Below are 18995 nucleotides of genomic sequence, written 5' to 3'. Positions count from 1 at the left end.
TGGACGCAGGGAGGTGCGGCGCCCGAAAAGTTCTGATTGGGAGGAATGATGTGCGGGTAGTCTTGACAGGTGGCGGTGGTTTTCTCGGATCTCACGTTGCCCGGGTTCTCCTGCAGCAGGGTACGTTCACGGATTCATCTGGCCGGACCCGGGAGATTTCCGAACTCGTCGTCGCCGACCTGAATGCCGTTTCCCAGTCATGGGCGTCGGACGGGCGTGTCAGGCAGGTCGTCGGCGACATCACCAGCCCGCAAATTCTGGAATCCGTGATCACGCCGGAATGCGGTGCGGTCTTTCATTTCGCAGCGATGCTCAAGGCCGATGCGTCGAAGGATTTCTCCGCGGCACTGAACTTCAACGTACGCGCGACGATCGATCTGCTGGAACGGTGCCGCATGCTCGGCACGAAGCCGAAATTCTTCTTCGCCAGTTCGATCGGTGTTTACGCGAACGGTCATGACACGATCGACAACTTCACCCGTCACGCCCCGGTCAGTTCCTACGGCAGCCACAAGGCGATCGGGGAGCTGCTGATCGACGATTTCTCGCGCACTGGCGCGATCGACGGGCGCGGCTTGCGCTATCCGATGGTTTTGACGCGCCCCGGGCGCAACGACACCTCCGTGTCTGGGACAATGTCGGGCATCATTCGGGAGCCGATGCTTGGAGCCGATTTCGCGATTCCCTTCGATCCGGAACTCCGGATGCCCGTCACCTCGGCGCACAAAGCCGCCGAAATGTCGGTTCGCGTGAACGATCTCGCGGCCGAACAGCTGACGGAAGGCCGCGTGATCAACATGCCGTCGCTCAATGTGAGTGTCAGCGAACTGGCTGCCGCCGTCGGAAACAGAGGCGGCCGTGAGGTCGGTGCGCTGTCCTGGAAGGCAGACCCCGCAATAGCGCGGATATTCAAGGGCAGGCCGCAGGCGGTCGACAATCGTTGGGCGCTGGAGAGCGGCCTCGAAGCCGATGCGGACGCAAATGCCATCATCGATCATTTCGTCGACGATTACTGCGACTGAACGGGGGGGAGTCTCATGTCATCCATCACGGAAGAACGTCAAAAACTCGTCAGTGACGTGATGAATCGCGTCAACGCGATCGTTTCGTCGAACACGATCGATCGCGCGAGGCTCGATCGGGTCCGGCAGACGCTTCTCGGGCTGACCGCACATCCGGAATGCTTCCAGCCCGAACATTTCGCGCCTCCGGACGATCCGAAGCGCAATTCCAACATGTTCGAGCTGTTCCGCTGCGAAAATGACGGGCCGACGCTCTATGTCAGTGTCGCTCCCGCCGGCCTGACGACGCCTGTCCATTTCCATACGACCTGGGCGGTCATCGCCGGATTGCGCGGAGCCGAGTTCAACCAGTTCTACACGCGCGATGGCGATGGGCGGCCTGTCGCCACCGATCACCGCGTTGTCGAGAACGGAACGGCGATCATGATGATGCCGGAGGACTTGCATTCGATCCGCATCGAGAAGACGCCGGAACGCTTCTTCAGCTTTCACTGTTACGGCATGCCGTTCGAGAAGACGACCGAGCGCATGTTTTATTCAGAGTCGTCCGGCGAATGGAGCTACTTCGCCCATCGGCCCAACATCAGACGTTTCGATCTGGCGGCCGGACGTGCGGCGGATTGAGGCCCGGGAGGTTGCGCGCCGTTATCGGAATGGTGAGGAGATCGCCCTTCTCGATGTGCGTGAGCAGTGGGATTTTTGCCGGGGCCACGCGCTGCTGGCATCGTCCTGTCCGTTGAGTTCGCTGGAAATGGCTGTCCCGGCGCTCGTGCCGTGCAAGGCGTCACCCGTCGTGGTCAAGGATGACGACGCGGCGGAGGAAAACGGATTGGCGGTTCGCGCGGCGCGAAAGCTGGCGTCGCTCGGATATGAGGATGTCTCCGTTCTCGACGGCGGGCTGTCGGGCTGGGTCGGTGCCGGCTATTCCGCATTCACCGGGATCCACGCCTTCAGCAAGCTGTTTGGCGAAGTCGTAGAGCACGATGCCGGCTTGAAGTCGGTGACAGCCGAACAACTCGCCGGCGCGCAACAGGAGAGCGAAGGCGCGATCGTCGTCGATGTCCGCCCGCCCGACGAATACCGCCGATCGACCTTGCCCGGCTCGATAAACATTCCGGCGGGCGAGCTTCTGCGTTCCTTGCCGGACATTGCCGTCGACGCCGGAAAGCTGGTCGTCCTGCATTGTGGCGGGCGAACGCGCGGCATCATCGCCGCGCAGACCGTGGTTGCGGCGGGGCTGCCTCACCCGGTTTCGGTGCTCGAGAACGGGACGATCGGCTGGCGATTATCGGGGCGGGAAACAGTCCCTGGCCCGGAACAGGCTTCCCATAAGCCGCCTCAGTCGGCCGGCTCTGGCCTGCCTCTCGCACTCGACCGCCTGTATGGCGCGAGCCGGGCGCGGGAAATCGACGAGGCTGGTTTGGCGGAATTGATCGCGCATTCCCAAAGCCGGTCGACCTATTTCTTCGATGTGCGCTCCGCGGCCGAATTCGATACCGGCCATCATCCGCTGGCACGCCATGCGCCGGCCGGGCAGTTGGTGCAGGAAACCGACCGTTTCATGGCCGTCCGCAACGCCAGGGTCGTTCTTTTCGACGATCTGGGCGACCGGGCCGCCTTCGCCGCATATTGGTTGTGGCGCATGGGTTGGCGGGACATCGCATGGATTCGGCTGGACCGTTGCGCGCAGCCGCTGCTTGCGGCCGAACCGGACAAGGATAACGGATGTCCGGCGGGGTTCGATCCGGCCGGGCTGGTGGAGCCGGAAGCGCTGGATCGGATGCTGGCCGGCGGGGAAGCCGCCGTGATCGATCTCTCATCCAGCCTCGACTACGAGAGGGGCCATGTACCGGGCGCGCATTTCGCGATCCGGTCGAAGCTTTCGCCCGAGGCGATTGAAAGGCTCGGCCAGCCGCGGCTTGTCGTGCTCACCAGCGAAAACGGCGTCCGCGCGATGCTGGCAAAACCCGAGGTCTCCGAGCTTTTCGCCGGACCGGTTGCGGTGCTGCGCGGCGGCAACCGGGCTTGGCGCGAAGCGGGGTTCGCGCTGGAGGCCGGCGCGCGCTCGCTGTTGCATCCCGCGCACGACATGCGCCGTTCGATCTATGACGGGTCGGCCGATCTTCTGGCGGCCATGAAGGGCTACATCGATTGGGAGGTCGCGCTCGTCAACACGGCGCGAACGGAGGACTATTTGCCCTTTGCGTTGCCGGACGAAGACTTGCCGGAAGGTGACTTGCCGGATTGAGATTTTGCCGTCGCGGCGGGCGATGTGCTTGTGTCGACGGCCGGCGCGAGAAATCCCGAAGCGAGGAAACCGGCGATCAGCGTGATGTCATCCGCCCGGTCGGTCTGGTCGAATTCGACGCCCATGAGTTCGGCGATCTTCTGTGTCCGTCCGGTATCGGCCTGGGTGTAGAACATTGTTCCGTACAAGCAGTTCAATCGCCAGAAGAATTCATGGTCCGCCAGGTGAGGGCAATGCGCCCGCAGCATCCGGGCGAACCTGGTGCCGATCTCGTCATATCCCCGGTCGATGACGCGTCGGACTTCGGGCGAGGGGTCGACGGAAAGCTGCGCCTGCAGCCTCGCGAACAGGCTCTTGGGCGGCTTGGAACTGGCTGGATAGCGCAGCGAAGGACGGATATAGGCCTCGATCAAATTCCGAACACTCGTATAAGTGTCGGCCTCCTCCGCCAGGCACTTGTCCAGAAGCTCGTGACGTTCCTGATTGAGCGGTACGATGTGCTTTTCAAACAGCGCGCGGAGAACGCTTTCCATCCCGCCGAAATGGTAATGTACCGCGCCCAGATTGACCTTGCTCTCCCGGGTGAGGAGGCGCATGGACACGCCCTTGTATCCGTATCGGACAAATAGTCGTTCGGCGGCGTCAAGGATACGTTCCTTTGTCGGCGGTATATCGCCCTTGCGCGGAGCGGCTTTCTTGCCCGCCGAATTTCCGGCTTTTTCGCCGCGCTTCATGGTTTCTGGCATCTATTTATCCGGGCTCTGTTCCATCAAGAGATCGCGCTCAACGTGATATCCGAAGCACGATCCGACAGATACAGTTTTTTATCAAACGTTTAAACAACGGTTTCCGATTTTGCTTTGGCCGGAAAGCGCTATTTGCCGTGCCGGCCGAAGCGCAATGCACCGGCGTTCCCCGTCAAATGCGCCGGCGCAAGGTTGGTGCGATGGTGGGGGAAGGGTCCTTCAAAGGCCTCTCGGTAGGCCGCATGCATTCAAAAATTACAACAAACGTTTGAAACAATTCTGGACAATGTGGCGGCGGCTTGCTAGCGTGAGGCATGGCCGGCCATGCGGCCGTTTGACCGGATCCCGGTCCATGCAAAGTCGGGGGAGACCATGAAGTTCAAGATGTATCACGATTCCAACTGCCCTTATTCCAGGAAGGTGCTCATCATTGCGGCCGAGCACGGTAAGGATGACGTTTTCGAGTTCATTTCGCCGTTCACCCCGGAAGGGCAGGCAGGGATCGTTCGGGAGAACCCGCTTGCGAAAATGCCGGCGCTGGTCATCGAGCCGGGTTTCGCGATTTTCGATTCGCGGGTGATCTGCCGCTATGTTGATGCCTTCGGCGATGCCGGGAATTCCTTCTATCCCACGGATCCCGACGAGTTGTGGAAGGCCCTGCGCTACGAGGCGCTGGGTGACGGGATGGTCGACGCGGCGATCTTCGCCCGGCAGGAGCTGTCCCGTCCGGCGGACAAGCAGATGCCGGAGCGCATCTCCAAGCAGTTGAGCAAGGTCGACGAGGGGCTCGACTGCCTCGAACGTGAAATCGAAAGCGTGTCCGCGTCAATGACCGTCGGAACCGTGGCGTGTTCCAACGCGCTCGCCTATCTGGATTTCCGCTGGGGTCAGAAGGATTGGCGTGCGGATCATCCGGGCCTGGCCGCCTGGTATGACGAGCTCAAGCTTCGTCCGGCTTTCAAGAAACACGATTTCGTCGAATCTGATTTGCTGGTGAAGAAGCTCGCAGCAGCCTCGCGGTGATCGTTCCGTCTGATTTCGGAAACGGCCGGGCCGGTATCGCCAAAGGTGGTCCGGCCCAACGCAACAATTGACAGCAAGAAAAGACCGATAGGCGGAACGTCATGGCGGACTACGAATGCATTACCTACGAGAAGCTCGATAACGTCGCGCGCATCTCCCATAACCGTCCCGAAGCGAGCAACGCGGAGAGCCAGCTTCTTCTCGACGAAATGGATGCGGCCTTCACCCGAGCCGAAGCCGACGACGATATCCGCGTCATCATCATAGCGGGCAAGGGGAAGCACTTCTCGGCGGGGCATGACCTCAAGGAGGCGCAGGCGAAGCGGGCGAATTTCACGGTCGAGGAGCGCTGGGCCTATGAATCCCTGCGATATTTCGACTACTGCATCCGCATCTGGGACAGCCCGAAGCCGACGATCGCGCAGGTTCAGGGGGCCTGTGTCGCCGGCGGCTTCATGATGGCCAATATGTGCGACCTGGTAATCGCATCCGACGACGCCTTCTTCGCCGATCCCGTTTGCCACACGCTCGCAACCGCTTCGATCGAGGTGTTGATTCACCCCTGGGTGATGGGCTTGCGCCAGGCAAAACATCTCCTTTTCACCGGTGGTCGCCTGAAGGCCGAAGACGCGCTTAGGATCGGGATGGTCAACAGCGTAGTTCCGCGAGACGACCTCGATGCCGCCGCTCTTGCGGAGGCCGCCAAGATCGCGGCGGCACCGCCCTTTGCCCTGCGCCTCCTGAAGCGTTCCCTGAATCGCACCTTCGACGTGCAGGGCATGCGTTCGGCCTTGGAAGCTCATTTCGAGCTTCATCAGCTCAGCCATGAGACCGAAGAGTTCGCCGCAATACGCGCCAAAGGGCTTTCCAAAGCGATACGCTCAGACCGAAAATAGCAGCTTGGCGTCGCCGTGAAATCCGAATGCAGGCGATGCTTGCGTCGAGACTGCCTTGTCAGAAGAAACCGGTCTTGAGCAGTCGAGGGCGGTTTCGTCGCGACTGGGCATGAGCAGGATCAATCCGTTTCGCTATTTCAAGACGCCGCGCGAAGTCATCCGCCTGCCTTTCGCGGGCAGTCGTCCATGACGGTGCGGTGCTTGATGCTGTTGTCACTAGGCGCCGAGATGCAGAAACGGCATTGGAATTGCCGCGAAAGCAGCTGAAGCCAGAGGCAATCGTCACCGACAAGCTGAAGCCTTTTGGCGCCGCGATGCGGTAAACCGGCATCGACGCAAGCCGCCGTGAAACCGGCGGCCGATGGATCAACCACAGAACAGAAATCAGCCCTTCCGTTACGAAGACGAGAACGGGCGATACCGGGATTTCGGCGCGTGATAAGTGTGTAGAAGCGCGCCGCCATTCATGGCCTGGTCTACATTCGTTTCAGCCAGAAATGCCGCCTCCCTGGCCGACAGAAGTTCAAGCACAACCGCAGCGGCGCTCCCAACGAGTGGCGCCAGCTTCTTGCGGCATGGGGCAGGGCGTTCTCGGGAAGCGGAGGCTGTGGAGTTTGTCCGACGGCCCGCTCCAACCAGCTTCCGGCAAACCCCGGGGGGGCGGTTCAATTTTCACATGGCCGTCTGACGAGACACTTTCATCCATCGCGAGAAGCGCAAGCTCGGCGGTCCATGCCATCGGCTTCCCTTAGGGAGCTTTAAAGCCCCTCCAATCGCACCTGTGGCCAATGCGCCGGCATTGCCGATGCCGCCACGTCGGATGCCTCTGCGTCAAAAGCCGGTGTCTCCTGCCCTTGACTCGTTCAAAATATCAACATACGATCTGCAAAATTCAATATATCTACGGATGATATGTAGGTTTTATGTCTGATCCAGTGAACCAACGGCGCCCCTTTTCGATTGGCCACGCGGCCAAGATGGGCGGCGTCTCGGTTTCGACGCTCAGGTCATGGGAAAGTCTCGGCCTGGTTCAGCCGCATAAATCCGAGAGCGGGCATCGTTCGTTCTCATCGGAAGACATCGAACGCATTCGCAAGATTGAAAAGCTCCGGCGGATTGAGGGGCAAAGCCTCTCTGCAATACGCAAGAAAATCTCATCCGATCCGCTTCCGAAGGCGGATGAAGCTGATGAAAGCAAGGTCCAGCGCCTCCCGATAGATTACAACAAGATCGGTGCGAAGGTGCGCGAGATGAGAAAGCTCGCGCGCATGTCGCTGAGGGATCTGTCCGTCAAGACCGACATCACGGTTTCGCATCTCAGCATGTTCGAACGCGGCGCGGCGTTCCTGTCGCCGGCGCGGCTAAGCGCGGTTGCCGATGTTTTCGGCAAGTCGCTGGCCGAGCTGCTGGGCGGAACGAGCAACGACAATCTGCCATTCGTCAGGAAAGGCGGTGGGCGCATCGTCGGCACATTCGGGCCGGGTGTATCCATCGAGCAGGTGACCGTCGCAGAGCGCATGATGGACGTCGAGCTCTGGACGATCGAGTCAGGCCGCGAGAGCGACGGATTTTACTCCCACGATGGTGAAGAGCTTCTCCATGTGCTCTCCGGTGAGTTGGAAGTCACGCTGGGCGCTCGTGATCCGGTTCTCCTTCGTTCCGGTGACAGCGCCTATTTCAGCAGTTCCACAGAGCACCGCTGGCGTAACCCCGGCGCCGGGAAGGCGGTAGTTCTGTGGGTCAACACGGACAGCGCGCGCGCTTCGGCGATGCAGTTCCGGGGTGGCGGGCGTCGGCTGGAGCTAGGCACCAGTCACAGCGACGGCCTCGGAGAAGGTGCGCTTGATCTGCAGTTGCAGGAGGGGTGCGAAACCTACCGGGTCATGGAGACCCACACCGCCGGCCATCCGACACGCATTCTCATCGAAGCGCTCGAGGGGCTGGATGGCGAGACGGCCGCTGAAAAGGCAGAAGCATTTCGCGAAAAATACGACCATCTGCGCAACCTTCTGCTGCAGGAACCGCGCGGCCACACGGGCTCGTTCGGGTTAATTCCCTTCGCGTCTCAGACAGCGGATTTCGGCGCGTTTTTCATAACGTCCTATGGTTATCCGTCTTTGTGCGGCCATGCGATCTTCGGTTACGCGAAGGCGCTGTCGGCGCTGAACCGGCTGGAAGGGCGCACCGATTTTACAATCGAAATGCCCGGCGCCACAGTCGCGGTGAAGCTGCGTCGCACACGCGATGAGATCGACGTCGAAATGCCGGGTACGTTCGTCCTGCAGGACGGTATCGAGATCGAGCAGGGCGGCAGAACCTTCGAGGGCGCACTTGTCGGTGGCGGTTCGTGCCAGTTGCTCATTGACTGCGATCAGGCGGACATCGACCTCAATTCGGAAAATCTCGATGATCTCCTTTCGCTCGGCGCTGCGCTGAAGCAGGCCTACACCGCGAAGGCGGTCTCATCGCATCCGCCGATCGACAATGTCCTGTTGTTCAGGAAGCCGGATGCGGGCACGCGGCGTCTCTTTCTTGCCATCGATCGGCATCGCTACGACCGTTCGCCCGGCGTGACAGGCCTGTCCGCCTGCATGGCGCTGGAGGCGACACGCGGCACGCTGGATACCGGCCGGAAGATCGAGGCTGAAAGTATCTTTGGCGGCCGCCTCAGCGGCGAAATCATCAGCATTGCGAAGGCGACCGATGGGCGCCTCGTATGCGTCCCGAATATCTCGGGGCGTGCGCATCTCAACGGCGTTTCCACGCTCATCGTTGAGCCGGAAGACCCCCTGAAGCGCGGTTTCCTCGGGACTTGAACCAAAAACCCTTCAAAAGGAGGCACAGGTAAATGCTAATCAAAAAGCTGAAATCCTTGGCAGTTGCGTTCGGCGCATTCGCCATGGTGGCCGCGGCCACACTTCAACCTGCTCACGCGGAAGATCCCTCACTTGTACTCGACAGGATTCGCGATTCTGGCGTTCTGAAGTTTCCCGTCATCACCGGCGAGGAGCCAAGCTACATCAAGGATCCGCAAACCGGCGAATGGAGCGGTTTTTACGTTGAGTGGGGCGAGGAAATCGCTGACATCCTCGGCGTTGACCTTGAGTTCGTTGAGACGACCTGGGGCAACCTTGCAGCTGATTTCCAGTCGCAGAAGGTTGATATCGCAATCGGCCTGAACCCGAACCCGCAGCGCGGCCTCGTCGTCGACTACACGACAACCCCGCTTTTCTACGGACCGTGGACGATCGTTGCCAAAAAGGGCTTCGAAAAAACGAGCTGGGCTGAACTCAACGATCCGTCCGTCCGCCTTGCCGTCCAGAAGGGCAGCACCATGCAGGTGGTCGCGGAAGCTCTGACACCGAAGGCGGAAATCATCGTTGTCGGTACGCGTCCTCTCGGCGTCCTCGAAATCAACTCCGGTCGCGCCGACGCGATGCTCCTGGCGAGCTTTGATGCGATCCAGGTTGCGCCAGAGGTTGAAGGCGATGTGTTCGTTCCCACACCGGCGCTGACCAACACGGCGGTGATCGGCGTGCGGCGTGAAGCCGGTAACGCGGGTTGGATCAACTGGCTCGAAAACTGGACGTCACAGCAGCGCTCGCTTGGCCTTGCACAGGGCAAGCTCGCCAAGTCGTTCGAAGACGCAGGCCTCGATATGTCGGTCCTGCCGGGCGACTTCAGCTTCTGATCAACACATGCCGACACTGCTTCATGTCAGTGTCGGCAGCTAAAACTGAAATCGGAAAGCCATCATGTTTGATTGGTCCGTCATTGAGCAAAATTCCCATCTTCTCCTCATGGGGTTGTGGATCACCATCAAGTACACCGTGATCACCTCTGCCCTTGGGCTCGCGATTGGTCTGATCGTCGCATTGATGCAGTTAACGTCAGCGCGATTAACTGTCCTTGTCGGACGGTTATTCGTCGAGTTCTTCCGGAATATCCCGCTTCTGGTCTGGTTGTTGTGGGCCTATTACGCCCTGCCGATCTTCATGGGCATCAACATCAGCAAGGAATCCGCCGGCATTCTCGCCTTGAGCCTGTATGGCGCCGCATATTTCGCAGAGATATTCCGGGCCGGCATTCAGTCGATCGATCCGGGACAGAGCGACGCCGCTGTCGCGCTCGGTATGTCTTATCGGCAAAAACTGACTCGCATCATCCTGCCGCAGGCGCTCCGTCGGATGATTCCGCCGCTTGCGGGGCAGATGATCATTCAGCTCAAGAACACGACACTTCTGTCGGTCATCACCGTGCCGGACCTTCTCTATCAGGCCGATTACATAGCCTCGTTCACGTATCGTCCGCTTGAGACCTACACCGCAGTCGCCGTGATCTTCCTGATCGTACTGGTCCCGCTCACCTACATCGCGCGACGCCTCGAGGACAAAGGGCCAAGATAATGCGTGACGACAACAAGAAAACCGACAACGCAGTCATAGCGGTTGAAGATCTTCATCTGTCCTTCGGCGAGTCGAAGGTCCTCAAGGGGCTTGATCTTACGGTAGGGCGTGGAGACGTCGTGGCACTCATCGGATCCAGCGGGTCCGGTAAGACAACACTCCTGCGTTGCCTCAACCTGCTCGCTCATCCCAATCACGGGCGTATCTCGCTCAACGGTGAGCCGTTCTTTCAACATGACTCCGGAAAGGACGTCCTCAAGCTGTCGTCCGCCAAGACCAACGCCATCCGCAGTCACATCGGGATGGTCTTCCAGCAGTTCAATCTGTTCCCGCACATGACCGTTCTTGCCAACGTCATGGAAGGGCCTCGGACCGTCAAGAAAGAGGCGGAGAAGACCAACAGGGACCGCGCCATGTCCCTTCTCGAGAAGGTTGGCATGGCGGAATATGCCGACCGGCGGCCCGACAACCTTTCAGGCGGCCAGAAACAACGGGTTTCGATCGCCCGCGCTCTCAACATGGAGCCGGAGGTCATGCTTTTCGACGAGCCCACTTCGGCGCTCGATCCCGAACTGGTTGGCGAAGTCCTCAACACGATGATCGACCTCGCGAAAGAGGGGATGACGATGATCGTCGTCACGCACGAACTTGGTTTCGCGCTGGAAGTCGCAAAACGCACAGTCTTCCTCGATCAGGGGACGATCTGTGCGGAGGGCGCCCCGCACGAAATCCTGATGAATCCGCCCAATGACCGGGTCAAGGGATTCGTAAACCGCTTTCACCAGACGGCACAGCTCATGAAGCCGTTCGTCAGCTAATAATCTGAACAGGAATAAACATGCACACGCCGAAATGGTCCGGAATCCACAGCGTCCTCATCACCCCTTTTGATACGGACGGTAAGATCGATTTCGCCACCTACGAAAAACAGGTCGAAACGAACATCGAAAACGGTGCGGACGGCCTTATCGCCTGCGGAAGCACCGGAGAGTTCTACGCCTTGACCATGGCGGAGCGCGCCGAACTGCTCGGGCAGACCGCCAAATTCTCGAATGGACGCGTGCCCGTCATCGCCGGTGTCTCGGACCTTCTCCCGGCCAATGCGATGGAACTCGCACGCACATCGGAAAAGCTCGGCCTTGATGGTGTCCTCGCCATGCCGCCGCTCTATGCGATGCCGGACCGACGCGAGACGCTGCACTATTTCAAGCAGCTGTGCTCTGCCAGCGGCCTGCCGGTCATGCTTTACAATTCACCCCGCCGGGCAGGCGTCGGGCTTGACGTGCAACTCGTGAGCGAGCTTGCGGAGCTGCCGACGGTTGCCGCCATCAAGGACAGTTCGGGCGATATCGTTCAGGTCAGCGAATTGGCGCGCCGGCTCGGCGACAGGCTCAGTGTCTTCGTGGGTTACGAGACGATGATCCGTCCGGCCCTGAGCGTTGGAGCCGTCGGCGTCGTCGCCATGGCGCACCAGCTGTCCGGACGACTGGTCCGTACGTATTTCGATGCCTGTGCCGCAAATGATCAGGCGACGATCGATCGCCTGGAGCCGGCGCTCTTTGCCATCTACGCCTGCTTCAAGCAGGGCAGCTACTACGCCGGCATCAAGGCGGTGATGAACACGCTCGGCCAAAGTGCCGGCCTGCCCCGCGAGCCGCTATTACCGTTCACCGCTGACCAGATGGCGAAGGTCGAGACAATTCTCGCCGACAACAATGTCGCCGCGGCGATCAAGCAAGCCGGAGAACACGCCTGATGCGCAGTTCCCGTATCATTCAGGGCGTCGACTCGCATACGGCGGGTTGTCCGCTGCGGCTGATCACGTCCGGATTTGGCCCGATCCGCGGTAAGACGATGGTCGAAAAGCGCGCCGATCTGATGACGCGCGACTGGCTGCGGCAGCTGGTTCTGTTCGAGCCGCGCGGCAGCTTCAACATGCCCGCCGCAGTGCTGACGGAAGCGTGCTCGGAAGACGCGGACATCGGCATGATCATCCTGGAGCCGGATACCTACCCGCCGATGTGTGGACACTGCGCGATGGCTGTCGCGACGATCGCGGTCGAAGCGGGCTATGTCGATGCAAAGGACGGAGAAGTTCTCGTCCGGCTCGACACGCCTGCCGGTGTCGTGCCCGCCCGGCTTCAGGTGGAGGGTGGCCGCGCGGTTTCCGTCACGCTCGAGATGCCGGCCAGCTTTCTCTACAAGGAAAACATCCTCGTGGAGACGAAGAGCTTCGGCAAAGTGCGGGCCGATATTGCTTACGGCGGCGACTTCTATCTGATCGTCAAGGCAAGTGACCTCGGCCTCGAAATCTCGCCGGAGCGTGCGTGGGAAATCGTCGGCGCCGCATCGGAGCTGCGCGATGGCCTCAAGGATCATCCGGTCCAGCATCCGACGCTGTCGCACATCAACGAGATTTACCAGATCGAAATCATCCAGGATGGCGACGGCGAGACATGTGACGGCAAGAATGCCGTCATCTGCCCGCCGACCGTGATCGACCGGTCGCCCTGCGGAACCGGTACCGCATCGAGAATGGCAATGCTGGCTGCGCGTGGCGAACTGAAGCCAGGTGATCGTTTCCGTCACTCCGGCATACTCGACACGGTCTTCACTGGAAATGTTACCGGAGAAACGACGGTGGGTGACCTCCCGGCGATCACCTGTACGGTGACGGGATCTGCCTATCTCACCGGCACATTCAACTTTTTCCTCGATCCAAATGATCCGTTCCCGAATGGCTTTCGCCTGACCGGCGTTTGAGCGGATCGCAAGGAGTTATCATGAGCTTATCATTTGACCCTTCAAGCGTTGAGCTTGTCGGCGCGCACCTCATTGATGGTGAGCGGGTCCATTCTGATAATAAAATGCCGGTGTATCGTCCCTCGGACGGCAACGGCTCTGCGCAGATGTCGGTTGCGGATGAAGACACGGTGGACCGCGCTGTGCGTTCTGCCGACACCGCGTTCCGAAACACCGGCTGGCCGGAAGCCTCGCCTATGGAGCGAGCCGAGGTCCTGAAGCGATGGGCCGATTTGCTCGATCGTGATCGTATTCGGATCGCAAAGATCGAAGCGGCCTCGTCGACCCGACCCGTCGAGGATCTCGTCAACCGCGATCTTGTGCGCGCCAGCGGGGCGCTTCGCTATTTCGCCGAATGGGCCGACAAGGTCGAAGGGCAATTGCTGGCCGGCAAGTCCGGAACCACTGCGATGGCGCGGCCCGAGCCTTACGGCGTGGTGGCGTCGATTGCACCGTTCAACTTTCCCGCAATCAATGCGATCTGGAAGTCCGCTCCGGCACTGGCCGTGGGCAACGCGGTCGTTCTCAAGCCGTCGGAAATGACACCGTTTTCGGCTTTGGCGATTGCGGAACTCGCCATCGAAGCGGGGCTTCCGGCGGGTCTTTTCAATGTCATCCAGGGCGCCGGCGACACTGGTTCGCAACTCGTACGCCATCCGCTCGTCCGTAAGATCACCTTTACCGGGTCATCGGCAACCGGTGCCAAGGTCATGGCCGATGCGGCCGCCACCGGGACCAAGCCGCTGACGCTGGAGCTTGGCGGCAAGTCACCGCAGCTGGTTCTCAAGGATATCCGTGATGTCGATGCGGTCGCCTTGAATATCGCCAACGGGTTTCTGGCCAACTCCGGTCAGGTCTGCACAGCCGGGACCAGACTGATCACGCCGACCGGACTTCGCGATGAACTCATCGAAAAAGTCGCGAAAATCGCCGGCGAGCGGCGAGCGGGTCCAACCTGGGAGGTTGGAAACACGCTTCCGCCGATCATCTCCGAAAAACAGGCAAAACGCATTGATGATCTGATGCGGCAAACGCTTTCGGATGGCGCGGAAGCCATCATCGGCGGAAGCCGTGTCGCATCCCAGAATGCCGGCGCCTATTACGAGCCGACGATCCTTCGCAATGTGCCCGACACGTCTGTCGGATTCACCGAGGAATTCTTCGGTCCGGTCCTCTCGGTCTACGAGTATGACGACGAGGAAGAGGGGATCGCCATGGCGAACCATCCCTCCTACGCCCTCGCGGCAAGCATCTATACCGACGATTTGAACAAGGCGATGTCACTGCCGGGACGGATCGAGGCAGGGACTGTATGGGTCAACGCGCATGGCCGTCAACCGGATTTCTCCACACCGCAAGGCGGCTTCAACGGATCGGGCTTCGGCAAGGAAATGGGCCGCGCAGGGCTCGAAAGCTTCCTGCGTTTCAAAACCGTTTGGGTCAATCACGGCTAGTCACATGAAAACTGATCATTTTGACTACATCATTGTCGGCGGCGGCGCCGCCGGCGCGGTTCTTGCAAACCGGTTGTCCGAAGACAGCAGCCGCCAGGTGGCGTTGATCGAGGCTGGCCCTGACATGAAGCCCGGCGAAGAGCCGGACGACATTCTCGATGCCTATCCGATCGTTGCTTACTTCAATCGCCATTACCACTGGCAGAACATCCAGGTTCATCTCAACGATCAGCAGGCAGCAAACGAGCCTCCGCGTCGCTACGAACAGGCGAAGGTCATTGGGGGCGGAACGGCCATCAACGGCCAGTTCGCGTTCCGGGGTTTGCCTTGGGATTATGATTCCTGGGCCGAGCAAGGCGCGACCGGCTGGAACTGGGAAAACGTGCTTCCCTATTTCAAGAAGCTGGAGAACGATCTGGATTTCGGCCCGAGCGATGTTCACGGCGATAGCGGGCCGATGAAATTGCGCCGTATCCCGGAAAAGGACTGGTCGCCTTTTTCGAAAGCAACGGCAAATGTTCTCGAGAAACAGGGTCAGACCAACATCCGCGACCACAATGGCTGTTGGGACGATGGCTATTTTCCGATGACGACCAACAATGTCGACGGAAAGCGGATTTCGACGGCAAGGGCATATTTAACCAATGAGGTTCGCAACCGGCCGAACCTGACTGTTCTTGGCTCGACCGACATGCGCAAGATCCTGTTCGAGGGCAATCGCGCACGCGGAGTCGAGGTCGCAGGGCCGTCCGGCGAAAGGACGCTTCACGCCAAAGAGGTCATCTTGTCGGCTGGCGCACTGCAGTCGCCTGCGATGTTGATGCGCGCCGGCATTGGCCCGGCCGAGCACCTCAAGGAACTCGGAATTACCGTGCGGGCCGATCGGCCCGGTACGGGACAGAACCTCCAGGACCACCCGATGGTGGCGCTGGCAGCTTACCTACCCGCAAAATCGCGCCTCCCAGCGACAATGCGGCGGCATATCCAGATGGGTTATCGCTACACATCCGGTATGCCGGAAACCACGCCGGGTGACATGTTTATCCTGGCCTCCAACCGCGCAGCCTGGCATCCGCTCGGACGGCGGCTTGCTTCGATCCTCGTTTGCGTGAACCGGCCTTACTCCACCGGCTATGTGCGTCTGAAAGACAGTGATCCGTCGACAGGGCCCCATGTGAATTTCAGGCAACTGACCGATGAGCGCGATCTCAGGCGCCTCGAAGACGGGATGCAGCGGTTGTTCAAGATCATGTCCGACCCGCAGATGAAGTCGGCTGTCGGCGAGATCTTCCCCGCGACGTTCTCGGAGCGCGTTCGAAAACTCGGGGCCGTCAGTTCAATGAACTGGTTCCTGACTCTGATTGCGGCCGGCATCATGCAGATGGGATCGATATTCCGTCGGCTGCTGATCGAAAACGTCATCGTTCCCGATGTCGATATCGCAGGATTGCAGAACTCCCCGAACATGCTGCGCTCATGGATCATCGACAATGCGTGCGGCAGCTGGCACGCCAGCGGCACCTGCAAGATGGGAGACAGGGACGACCCGAACGCCGTCGTGGACAATAACGGCAGGGTTATCGGTGTGGATGGCCTGCGCGTGGTCGATGCCTCGATCATGCCATTCGTCATCAGCGGCAACACGATGCTGACGACCGTGATGGCCGGCGAGAAAATCGCCGATGCCATCAAGGCCGGGAACTGAGTGGTCCCTGTGGCCCACAAACACGAAATCCGGACGATCGACAGTCACACGGCTGGCCATCCGACGCGGGTCATCATGTCCGGCGTGCCGACGCTCGAAGGCCGGACCGCGCAGGAAAAGTGCGTCTGGTTCGAGCAACATCACGATGATGTCCGCAAAGTGCTTCTGCACGAGCCGCGCGGCCATTCCGCAATGGTCGGTGCGGTGCTGTTCGAAAGCGATATCGCCGATCACGGCGCGTTCTTCATGGGCAGCTACAATTACCTGCCGATGTGCGGCCACGCCACGATCGGCCTCGCCGCGACACTCGATTATCTGGGCAAGCTGAAACCGGATGGGCAAGGACAGGCCAGCTTCACTCTCGAAGTTCCCGCAGGCGTGATCACGGTGCATGCCCGTTACGAGGGCGACCGGCTGGTCGGTGTCGAGTTTGAGAACGTGCCAGCTTACCTTGCGGCACGACGCGTTCCTTTCTCCCTGTCGGGAGAAAACCATGAATGCGACATCGCCTATGGCGGCAACTGGTATGCCCTGGTGAAGGCGAGCGACGTGGGCGTCTCCCTGAAGCCCGATGGCGTGCAGAATGCGCTTTCCATCGGGTCCTCCATCAAGACGGACATCAACACCCGTATCAAAAACGGCGCGATCGATGGTGCCGTCGAGCCTGTCCACAGCGTGCTCTTTTACGACACGCAAAGCGTTGGAGCCGGTATGGTTTCGCGCCAGTTGGTCGTTTTGGCGCCCAACAAGTTCGACCGGTCGCCCTGCGGAACGGGAAGCTCGGCGCGTCTGGCGCAATTGCTGGAGGACGGGGAGATCAAGCCCGGCGAACGCGTCAGAATGCGCAACATTCTGGATATCGACTTCGCCGCGTCTGCCCGGCCCGAACCGTCCCCTTCATCCTCGGCCCCAACTCTCTACCAGCCCCGCATCGAGGGCATGGCGCACGTCACGGGCACACACTTTTTCATCCTCGGAGAAAACGATCCGCTTCAGGACGGTTTCCTATGCGCGTGACCATCCTCCGAACCGCACAAAAAACGGAAAGAAAGACAACCTATGTATCAGGAAAAATTGGAACTGCTGATCAATGGCAAATGGCGACAGGCGAGCGATGGACGCACCCGTGATCTCGTCAATCCGGCGAACGAGGATGTGATCGGTCAGGTCCCGCTTTGCAGCGACGACGATCTGAGCGAGGCAATCGATGCGGCCGAGCGCGGCTTCGAAGTCTGGAAGAACAAGACGGCAAACGAGCGCTATGCGATCATGATGAAGGCCGCCGCCCTCATCGAGGAGCGCAAGGAAGCGATCGGCCGGACCTTGACCATCGAAAACGGCAAGCCGCTCGCTGAAGCCGTGCCGGAAGTCCAGTTTTCGGCAGATGCCACGCGCTGGTACGCCGAAGAAGGCAAGCGCGCCTATGGCCGCATTGTTCCGGCTCGCATGCCGAACGTTCGCCAGATGGTTCTGAAGGAGCCCGTGGGGCCGGTTGCCGCTTTTGCCGCCTGGAATTTCCCTGCAAGCAATGTCATCCGCAAAATCGCCGGAGCCCTGGGCGCCGGTTGCTCCATCGTCGTCAAGCCCGCGGAAGAAACGCCCGGTACGGCCATCGCGATGGCGCGCTGCTTCCAGGAGGCAGGCGTACCGGACGGCGTCTTGAATGTGGTTTTCGGTGAGCCGGATCACGTTTCGGAAACGCTTTTGGCATCGCCCGTTTTCAAGAAACTCACGCTCACCGGCTCGACAGCGGTCGGAAAGCTGCTTCAGCGCCGTGCCGCGGAAACGCTGAAGCGCAGCACGATGGAGCTCGGCGGCCACGCGCCTGTGATCGTCCACGAGGATGCGGATCTCGATCATGCGGTCAAGACGCTGGTGGCGGCCAAGTTCCGCAACGCCGGTCAGGTCTGCACCTCGCCGACCCGCTTCTTTGTTCATGACAAGCTCTTCGGAAAATTTGTCGATGGTTTCGTCGCGCAAGCGAAGTCGCTGGTTGTCGGAAACGGCATGGAAGACGGCACGCAGATGGGGCCGATGATCGCCGAGCGCCGGCTTGGCGTGATGGAGGACTTTGTCGAGGACGCCAAATCCAAGGGCGCGACGGTTGCTCTTGGCGGACGCCGGATCGCAAACCGGGGCTATTTCTTCGAACCGACGGTGCTGACCGATCTGAGTGACGATGCGCGTATCCTCGCCGAAGAGCCGTTCGGCCCGATCGCGCCGCTGATGCGCTTTTCGGATGTGGATGAAGTCATCGATCGTGCCAATGCGCTTCCCTATGGATTGGCCTCGTTCTGCTTCACCCGCAGTTCCGCCCTCGCGCAAAAGACGGAATCGCGGTTGAACGCCGGAATGGTTGGTGTGAACCACATGGCCATTTCAACACCCGAAACACCTTTCGGCGGCGTCAATGAATCCGGCTTCGGCTCGGAGAGCGGCCTGGAAGGCCTGGAAGCCTTTCAGCGCACGAAATTCGTTTCCGAATTCGCGTTATAGGCCGGCGCATTGCAAGCGTAACACGGTTACGTCGAGGAATGAGGGTTTGGTGGCCGGATCGGGTTGTCATCAGCCCTCAACTCGTAACAGATTGACGTCGCTTGATTATCTCAATCAAGCGGCCTTTCGTTCGAGTGCCAACAGGCATTTTCGAGTTGGCGTTCCTCCCGTATCGTGAACGATTACACGCGAGCGGA

General features: G+C 60.1%; 18 protein-coding genes. 17 read left to right on the top strand and 1 reads right to left on the bottom strand.

Features of this window, described 5'->3' with window-relative positions; all coding sequences use genetic code 11:
• Positions 1-50: 50 nt before the first annotated feature.
• The 3 genes from ACQK2M_RS20940 to ACQK2M_RS20930 are packed head-to-tail and all read left to right on the top strand — an operon-like array spanning position 51 to position 3270.
• Complete coding sequence (locus tag ACQK2M_RS20940; protein ID WP_425419402.1) at positions 51-1022, top strand: NAD-dependent epimerase/dehydratase family protein; 972 nt, start codon at positions 51-53, stop codon at positions 1020-1022.
• Positions 1023-1037: 15 nt separating this feature from the next.
• Entirely contained in the window at positions 1038-1646 is a 609-nt protein-coding gene (locus ACQK2M_RS20935) for a hypothetical protein (RefSeq protein ID WP_425419401.1), read from the top strand.
• The gene (locus tag ACQK2M_RS20930; RefSeq protein WP_425419400.1) at positions 1633-3270 is read left to right on the top strand and encodes a rhodanese-like domain-containing protein; all 1638 of its coding nucleotides are present in this window, start codon (positions 1633-1635) and stop codon (positions 3268-3270) included. Before ACQK2M_RS20935 ends, ACQK2M_RS20930 begins: the two co-directional genes overlap by 14 nt.
• Here ACQK2M_RS20930 and ACQK2M_RS20925 read toward each other — a convergent pair.
• On the bottom strand, positions 3213-4016 hold the full coding sequence (locus ACQK2M_RS20925) for a TetR/AcrR family transcriptional regulator (RefSeq protein ID WP_425419399.1): 804 nt from the start codon (positions 4014-4016) through the stop codon (positions 3213-3215). The genes ACQK2M_RS20930 and ACQK2M_RS20925 overlap by 58 nt on opposite strands.
• 372 nt (positions 4017-4388) lie before the next feature.
• On the opposite strand from ACQK2M_RS20925, the gene ACQK2M_RS20920 reads away from it, so the two are divergent.
• From ACQK2M_RS20920 to ACQK2M_RS20855, 14 genes are all read left to right on the top strand, one after another.
• Positions 4389-5039 carry a glutathione S-transferase N-terminal domain-containing protein gene (locus ACQK2M_RS20920; RefSeq protein ID WP_223476151.1) on the top strand — a complete coding sequence of 217 codons (651 nt, stop codon included), beginning with the start codon at positions 4389-4391 and terminating at the stop codon, positions 5037-5039.
• A 101-nt stretch (positions 5040-5140) separates the two neighbouring features.
• On the top strand, positions 5141-5935 hold the full coding sequence (locus tag ACQK2M_RS20915; protein WP_425419398.1) for an enoyl-CoA hydratase: 795 nt from the start codon (positions 5141-5143) through the stop codon (positions 5933-5935).
• A 55-nt stretch (positions 5936-5990) separates the two neighbouring features.
• A complete protein-coding gene (locus ACQK2M_RS20910; RefSeq protein WP_425419397.1) occupies positions 5991-6125 on the top strand; it encodes a hypothetical protein in 135 nt (44 codons plus the stop codon).
• 7 nt (positions 6126-6132) lie between these two features.
• Positions 6133-6258 carry a hypothetical protein gene (locus tag ACQK2M_RS20905; RefSeq protein ID WP_425419396.1) on the top strand — a complete coding sequence of 42 codons (126 nt, stop codon included), beginning with the start codon at positions 6133-6135 and terminating at the stop codon, positions 6256-6258.
• A 612-nt stretch (positions 6259-6870) separates the two neighbouring features.
• A complete protein-coding gene (locus ACQK2M_RS20900) occupies positions 6871-8751 on the top strand; it encodes a proline racemase family protein (protein ID WP_425419395.1) in 1881 nt (626 codons plus the stop codon).
• An 83-nt stretch (positions 8752-8834) separates the two neighbouring features.
• Complete coding sequence (locus ACQK2M_RS20895) at positions 8835-9626, top strand: transporter substrate-binding domain-containing protein (protein ID WP_223476148.1); 792 nt, start codon at positions 8835-8837, stop codon at positions 9624-9626.
• Positions 9627-9690: 64 nt separating this feature from the next.
• Complete coding sequence (locus ACQK2M_RS20890) at positions 9691-10341, top strand: amino acid ABC transporter permease (RefSeq protein ID WP_425419394.1); 651 nt, start codon at positions 9691-9693, stop codon at positions 10339-10341.
• Positions 10341-11159 (top strand): amino acid ABC transporter ATP-binding protein, encoded by an 819-nt coding sequence (locus tag ACQK2M_RS20885; RefSeq protein ID WP_425419393.1) that lies wholly within the window; start codon positions 10341-10343, stop codon positions 11157-11159. The genes ACQK2M_RS20890 and ACQK2M_RS20885 overlap by 1 nt, the downstream gene beginning before the upstream one ends.
• A gap of 20 nt (positions 11160-11179) precedes the next feature.
• The gene (gene dapA / locus ACQK2M_RS20880) at positions 11180-12097 is read left to right on the top strand and encodes a 4-hydroxy-tetrahydrodipicolinate synthase (protein WP_425419392.1); all 918 of its coding nucleotides are present in this window, start codon (positions 11180-11182) and stop codon (positions 12095-12097) included.
• Positions 12097-13104, top strand: coding sequence for a proline racemase family protein (locus ACQK2M_RS20875; RefSeq protein ID WP_425419391.1), 1008 nt, complete (start codon positions 12097-12099; stop codon positions 13102-13104). The genes dapA and ACQK2M_RS20875 overlap by 1 nt, the downstream gene beginning before the upstream one ends.
• A 104-nt stretch (positions 13105-13208) precedes the next feature.
• A complete protein-coding gene (locus ACQK2M_RS20870) occupies positions 13209-14597 on the top strand; it encodes an aldehyde dehydrogenase family protein (RefSeq protein WP_425419390.1) in 1389 nt (462 codons plus the stop codon).
• 4 nt (positions 14598-14601) lie between these two features.
• Entirely contained in the window at positions 14602-16302 is a 1701-nt protein-coding gene (locus ACQK2M_RS20865) for a GMC family oxidoreductase (protein ID WP_425419389.1), read from the top strand.
• Between the two features lie 9 nt (positions 16303-16311).
• The gene (locus tag ACQK2M_RS20860) at positions 16312-17319 is read left to right on the top strand and encodes a proline racemase family protein (protein WP_425419388.1); all 1008 of its coding nucleotides are present in this window, start codon (positions 16312-16314) and stop codon (positions 17317-17319) included.
• A gap of 42 nt (positions 17320-17361) precedes the next feature.
• On the top strand, positions 17362-18798 hold the full coding sequence (locus ACQK2M_RS20855) for an NAD-dependent succinate-semialdehyde dehydrogenase (protein WP_425419387.1): 1437 nt from the start codon (positions 17362-17364) through the stop codon (positions 18796-18798).
• Positions 18799-18995 lie beyond the last annotated feature (197 nt).

The organism is Oricola indica, assembly GCF_965227485.1.
GTDB lineage: Bacteria > Pseudomonadota > Alphaproteobacteria > Rhizobiales > Rhizobiaceae > Oricola > Oricola indica.
Note: the sequence above shows the minus strand (reverse complement) of the source record. Positions and strands in the feature narration are given on the sequence as shown.

Excerpts from the sequence above, each read along its gene's own strand:
- ACQK2M_RS20855 (WP_425419387.1), top strand. The coding sequence starts at position 17,362 with ATGTATCAGGAAAAATTGGAACTGCTGATCAATGGCAAATGGCGACAG.
- ACQK2M_RS20895 (WP_223476148.1), top strand. The coding sequence starts at position 8,835 with ATGGTGGCCGCGGCCACACTTCAACCTGCTCACGCGGAAGATCCCTCA.
- ACQK2M_RS20870 (WP_425419390.1), top strand. The coding sequence starts at position 13,209 with ATGCCGGTGTATCGTCCCTCGGACGGCAACGGCTCTGCGCAGATGTCG.
- ACQK2M_RS20875 (WP_425419391.1), top strand. The coding sequence starts at position 12,097 with ATGCGCAGTTCCCGTATCATTCAGGGCGTCGACTCGCATACGGCGGGT.
- ACQK2M_RS20885 (WP_425419393.1), top strand. The coding sequence starts at position 10,341 with ATGCGTGACGACAACAAGAAAACCGACAACGCAGTCATAGCGGTTGAA.
- dapA (WP_425419392.1), top strand. The coding sequence starts at position 11,180 with ATGCACACGCCGAAATGGTCCGGAATCCACAGCGTCCTCATCACCCCT.
- ACQK2M_RS20915 (WP_425419398.1), top strand. The coding sequence starts at position 5,141 with ATGGCGGACTACGAATGCATTACCTACGAGAAGCTCGATAACGTCGCG.
- ACQK2M_RS20935 (WP_425419401.1), top strand. The coding sequence starts at position 1,038 with ATGTCATCCATCACGGAAGAACGTCAAAAACTCGTCAGTGACGTGATG.
- ACQK2M_RS20920 (WP_223476151.1), top strand. The coding sequence starts at position 4,389 with ATGAAGTTCAAGATGTATCACGATTCCAACTGCCCTTATTCCAGGAAG.
- ACQK2M_RS20865 (WP_425419389.1), top strand. The coding sequence starts at position 14,602 with ATGAAAACTGATCATTTTGACTACATCATTGTCGGCGGCGGCGCCGCC.
- ACQK2M_RS20925 (WP_425419399.1), bottom strand. The coding sequence starts at position 4,016 with ATGCCAGAAACCATGAAGCGCGGCGAAAAAGCCGGAAATTCGGCGGGC.
- ACQK2M_RS20890 (WP_425419394.1), top strand. The coding sequence starts at position 9,691 with ATGTTTGATTGGTCCGTCATTGAGCAAAATTCCCATCTTCTCCTCATG.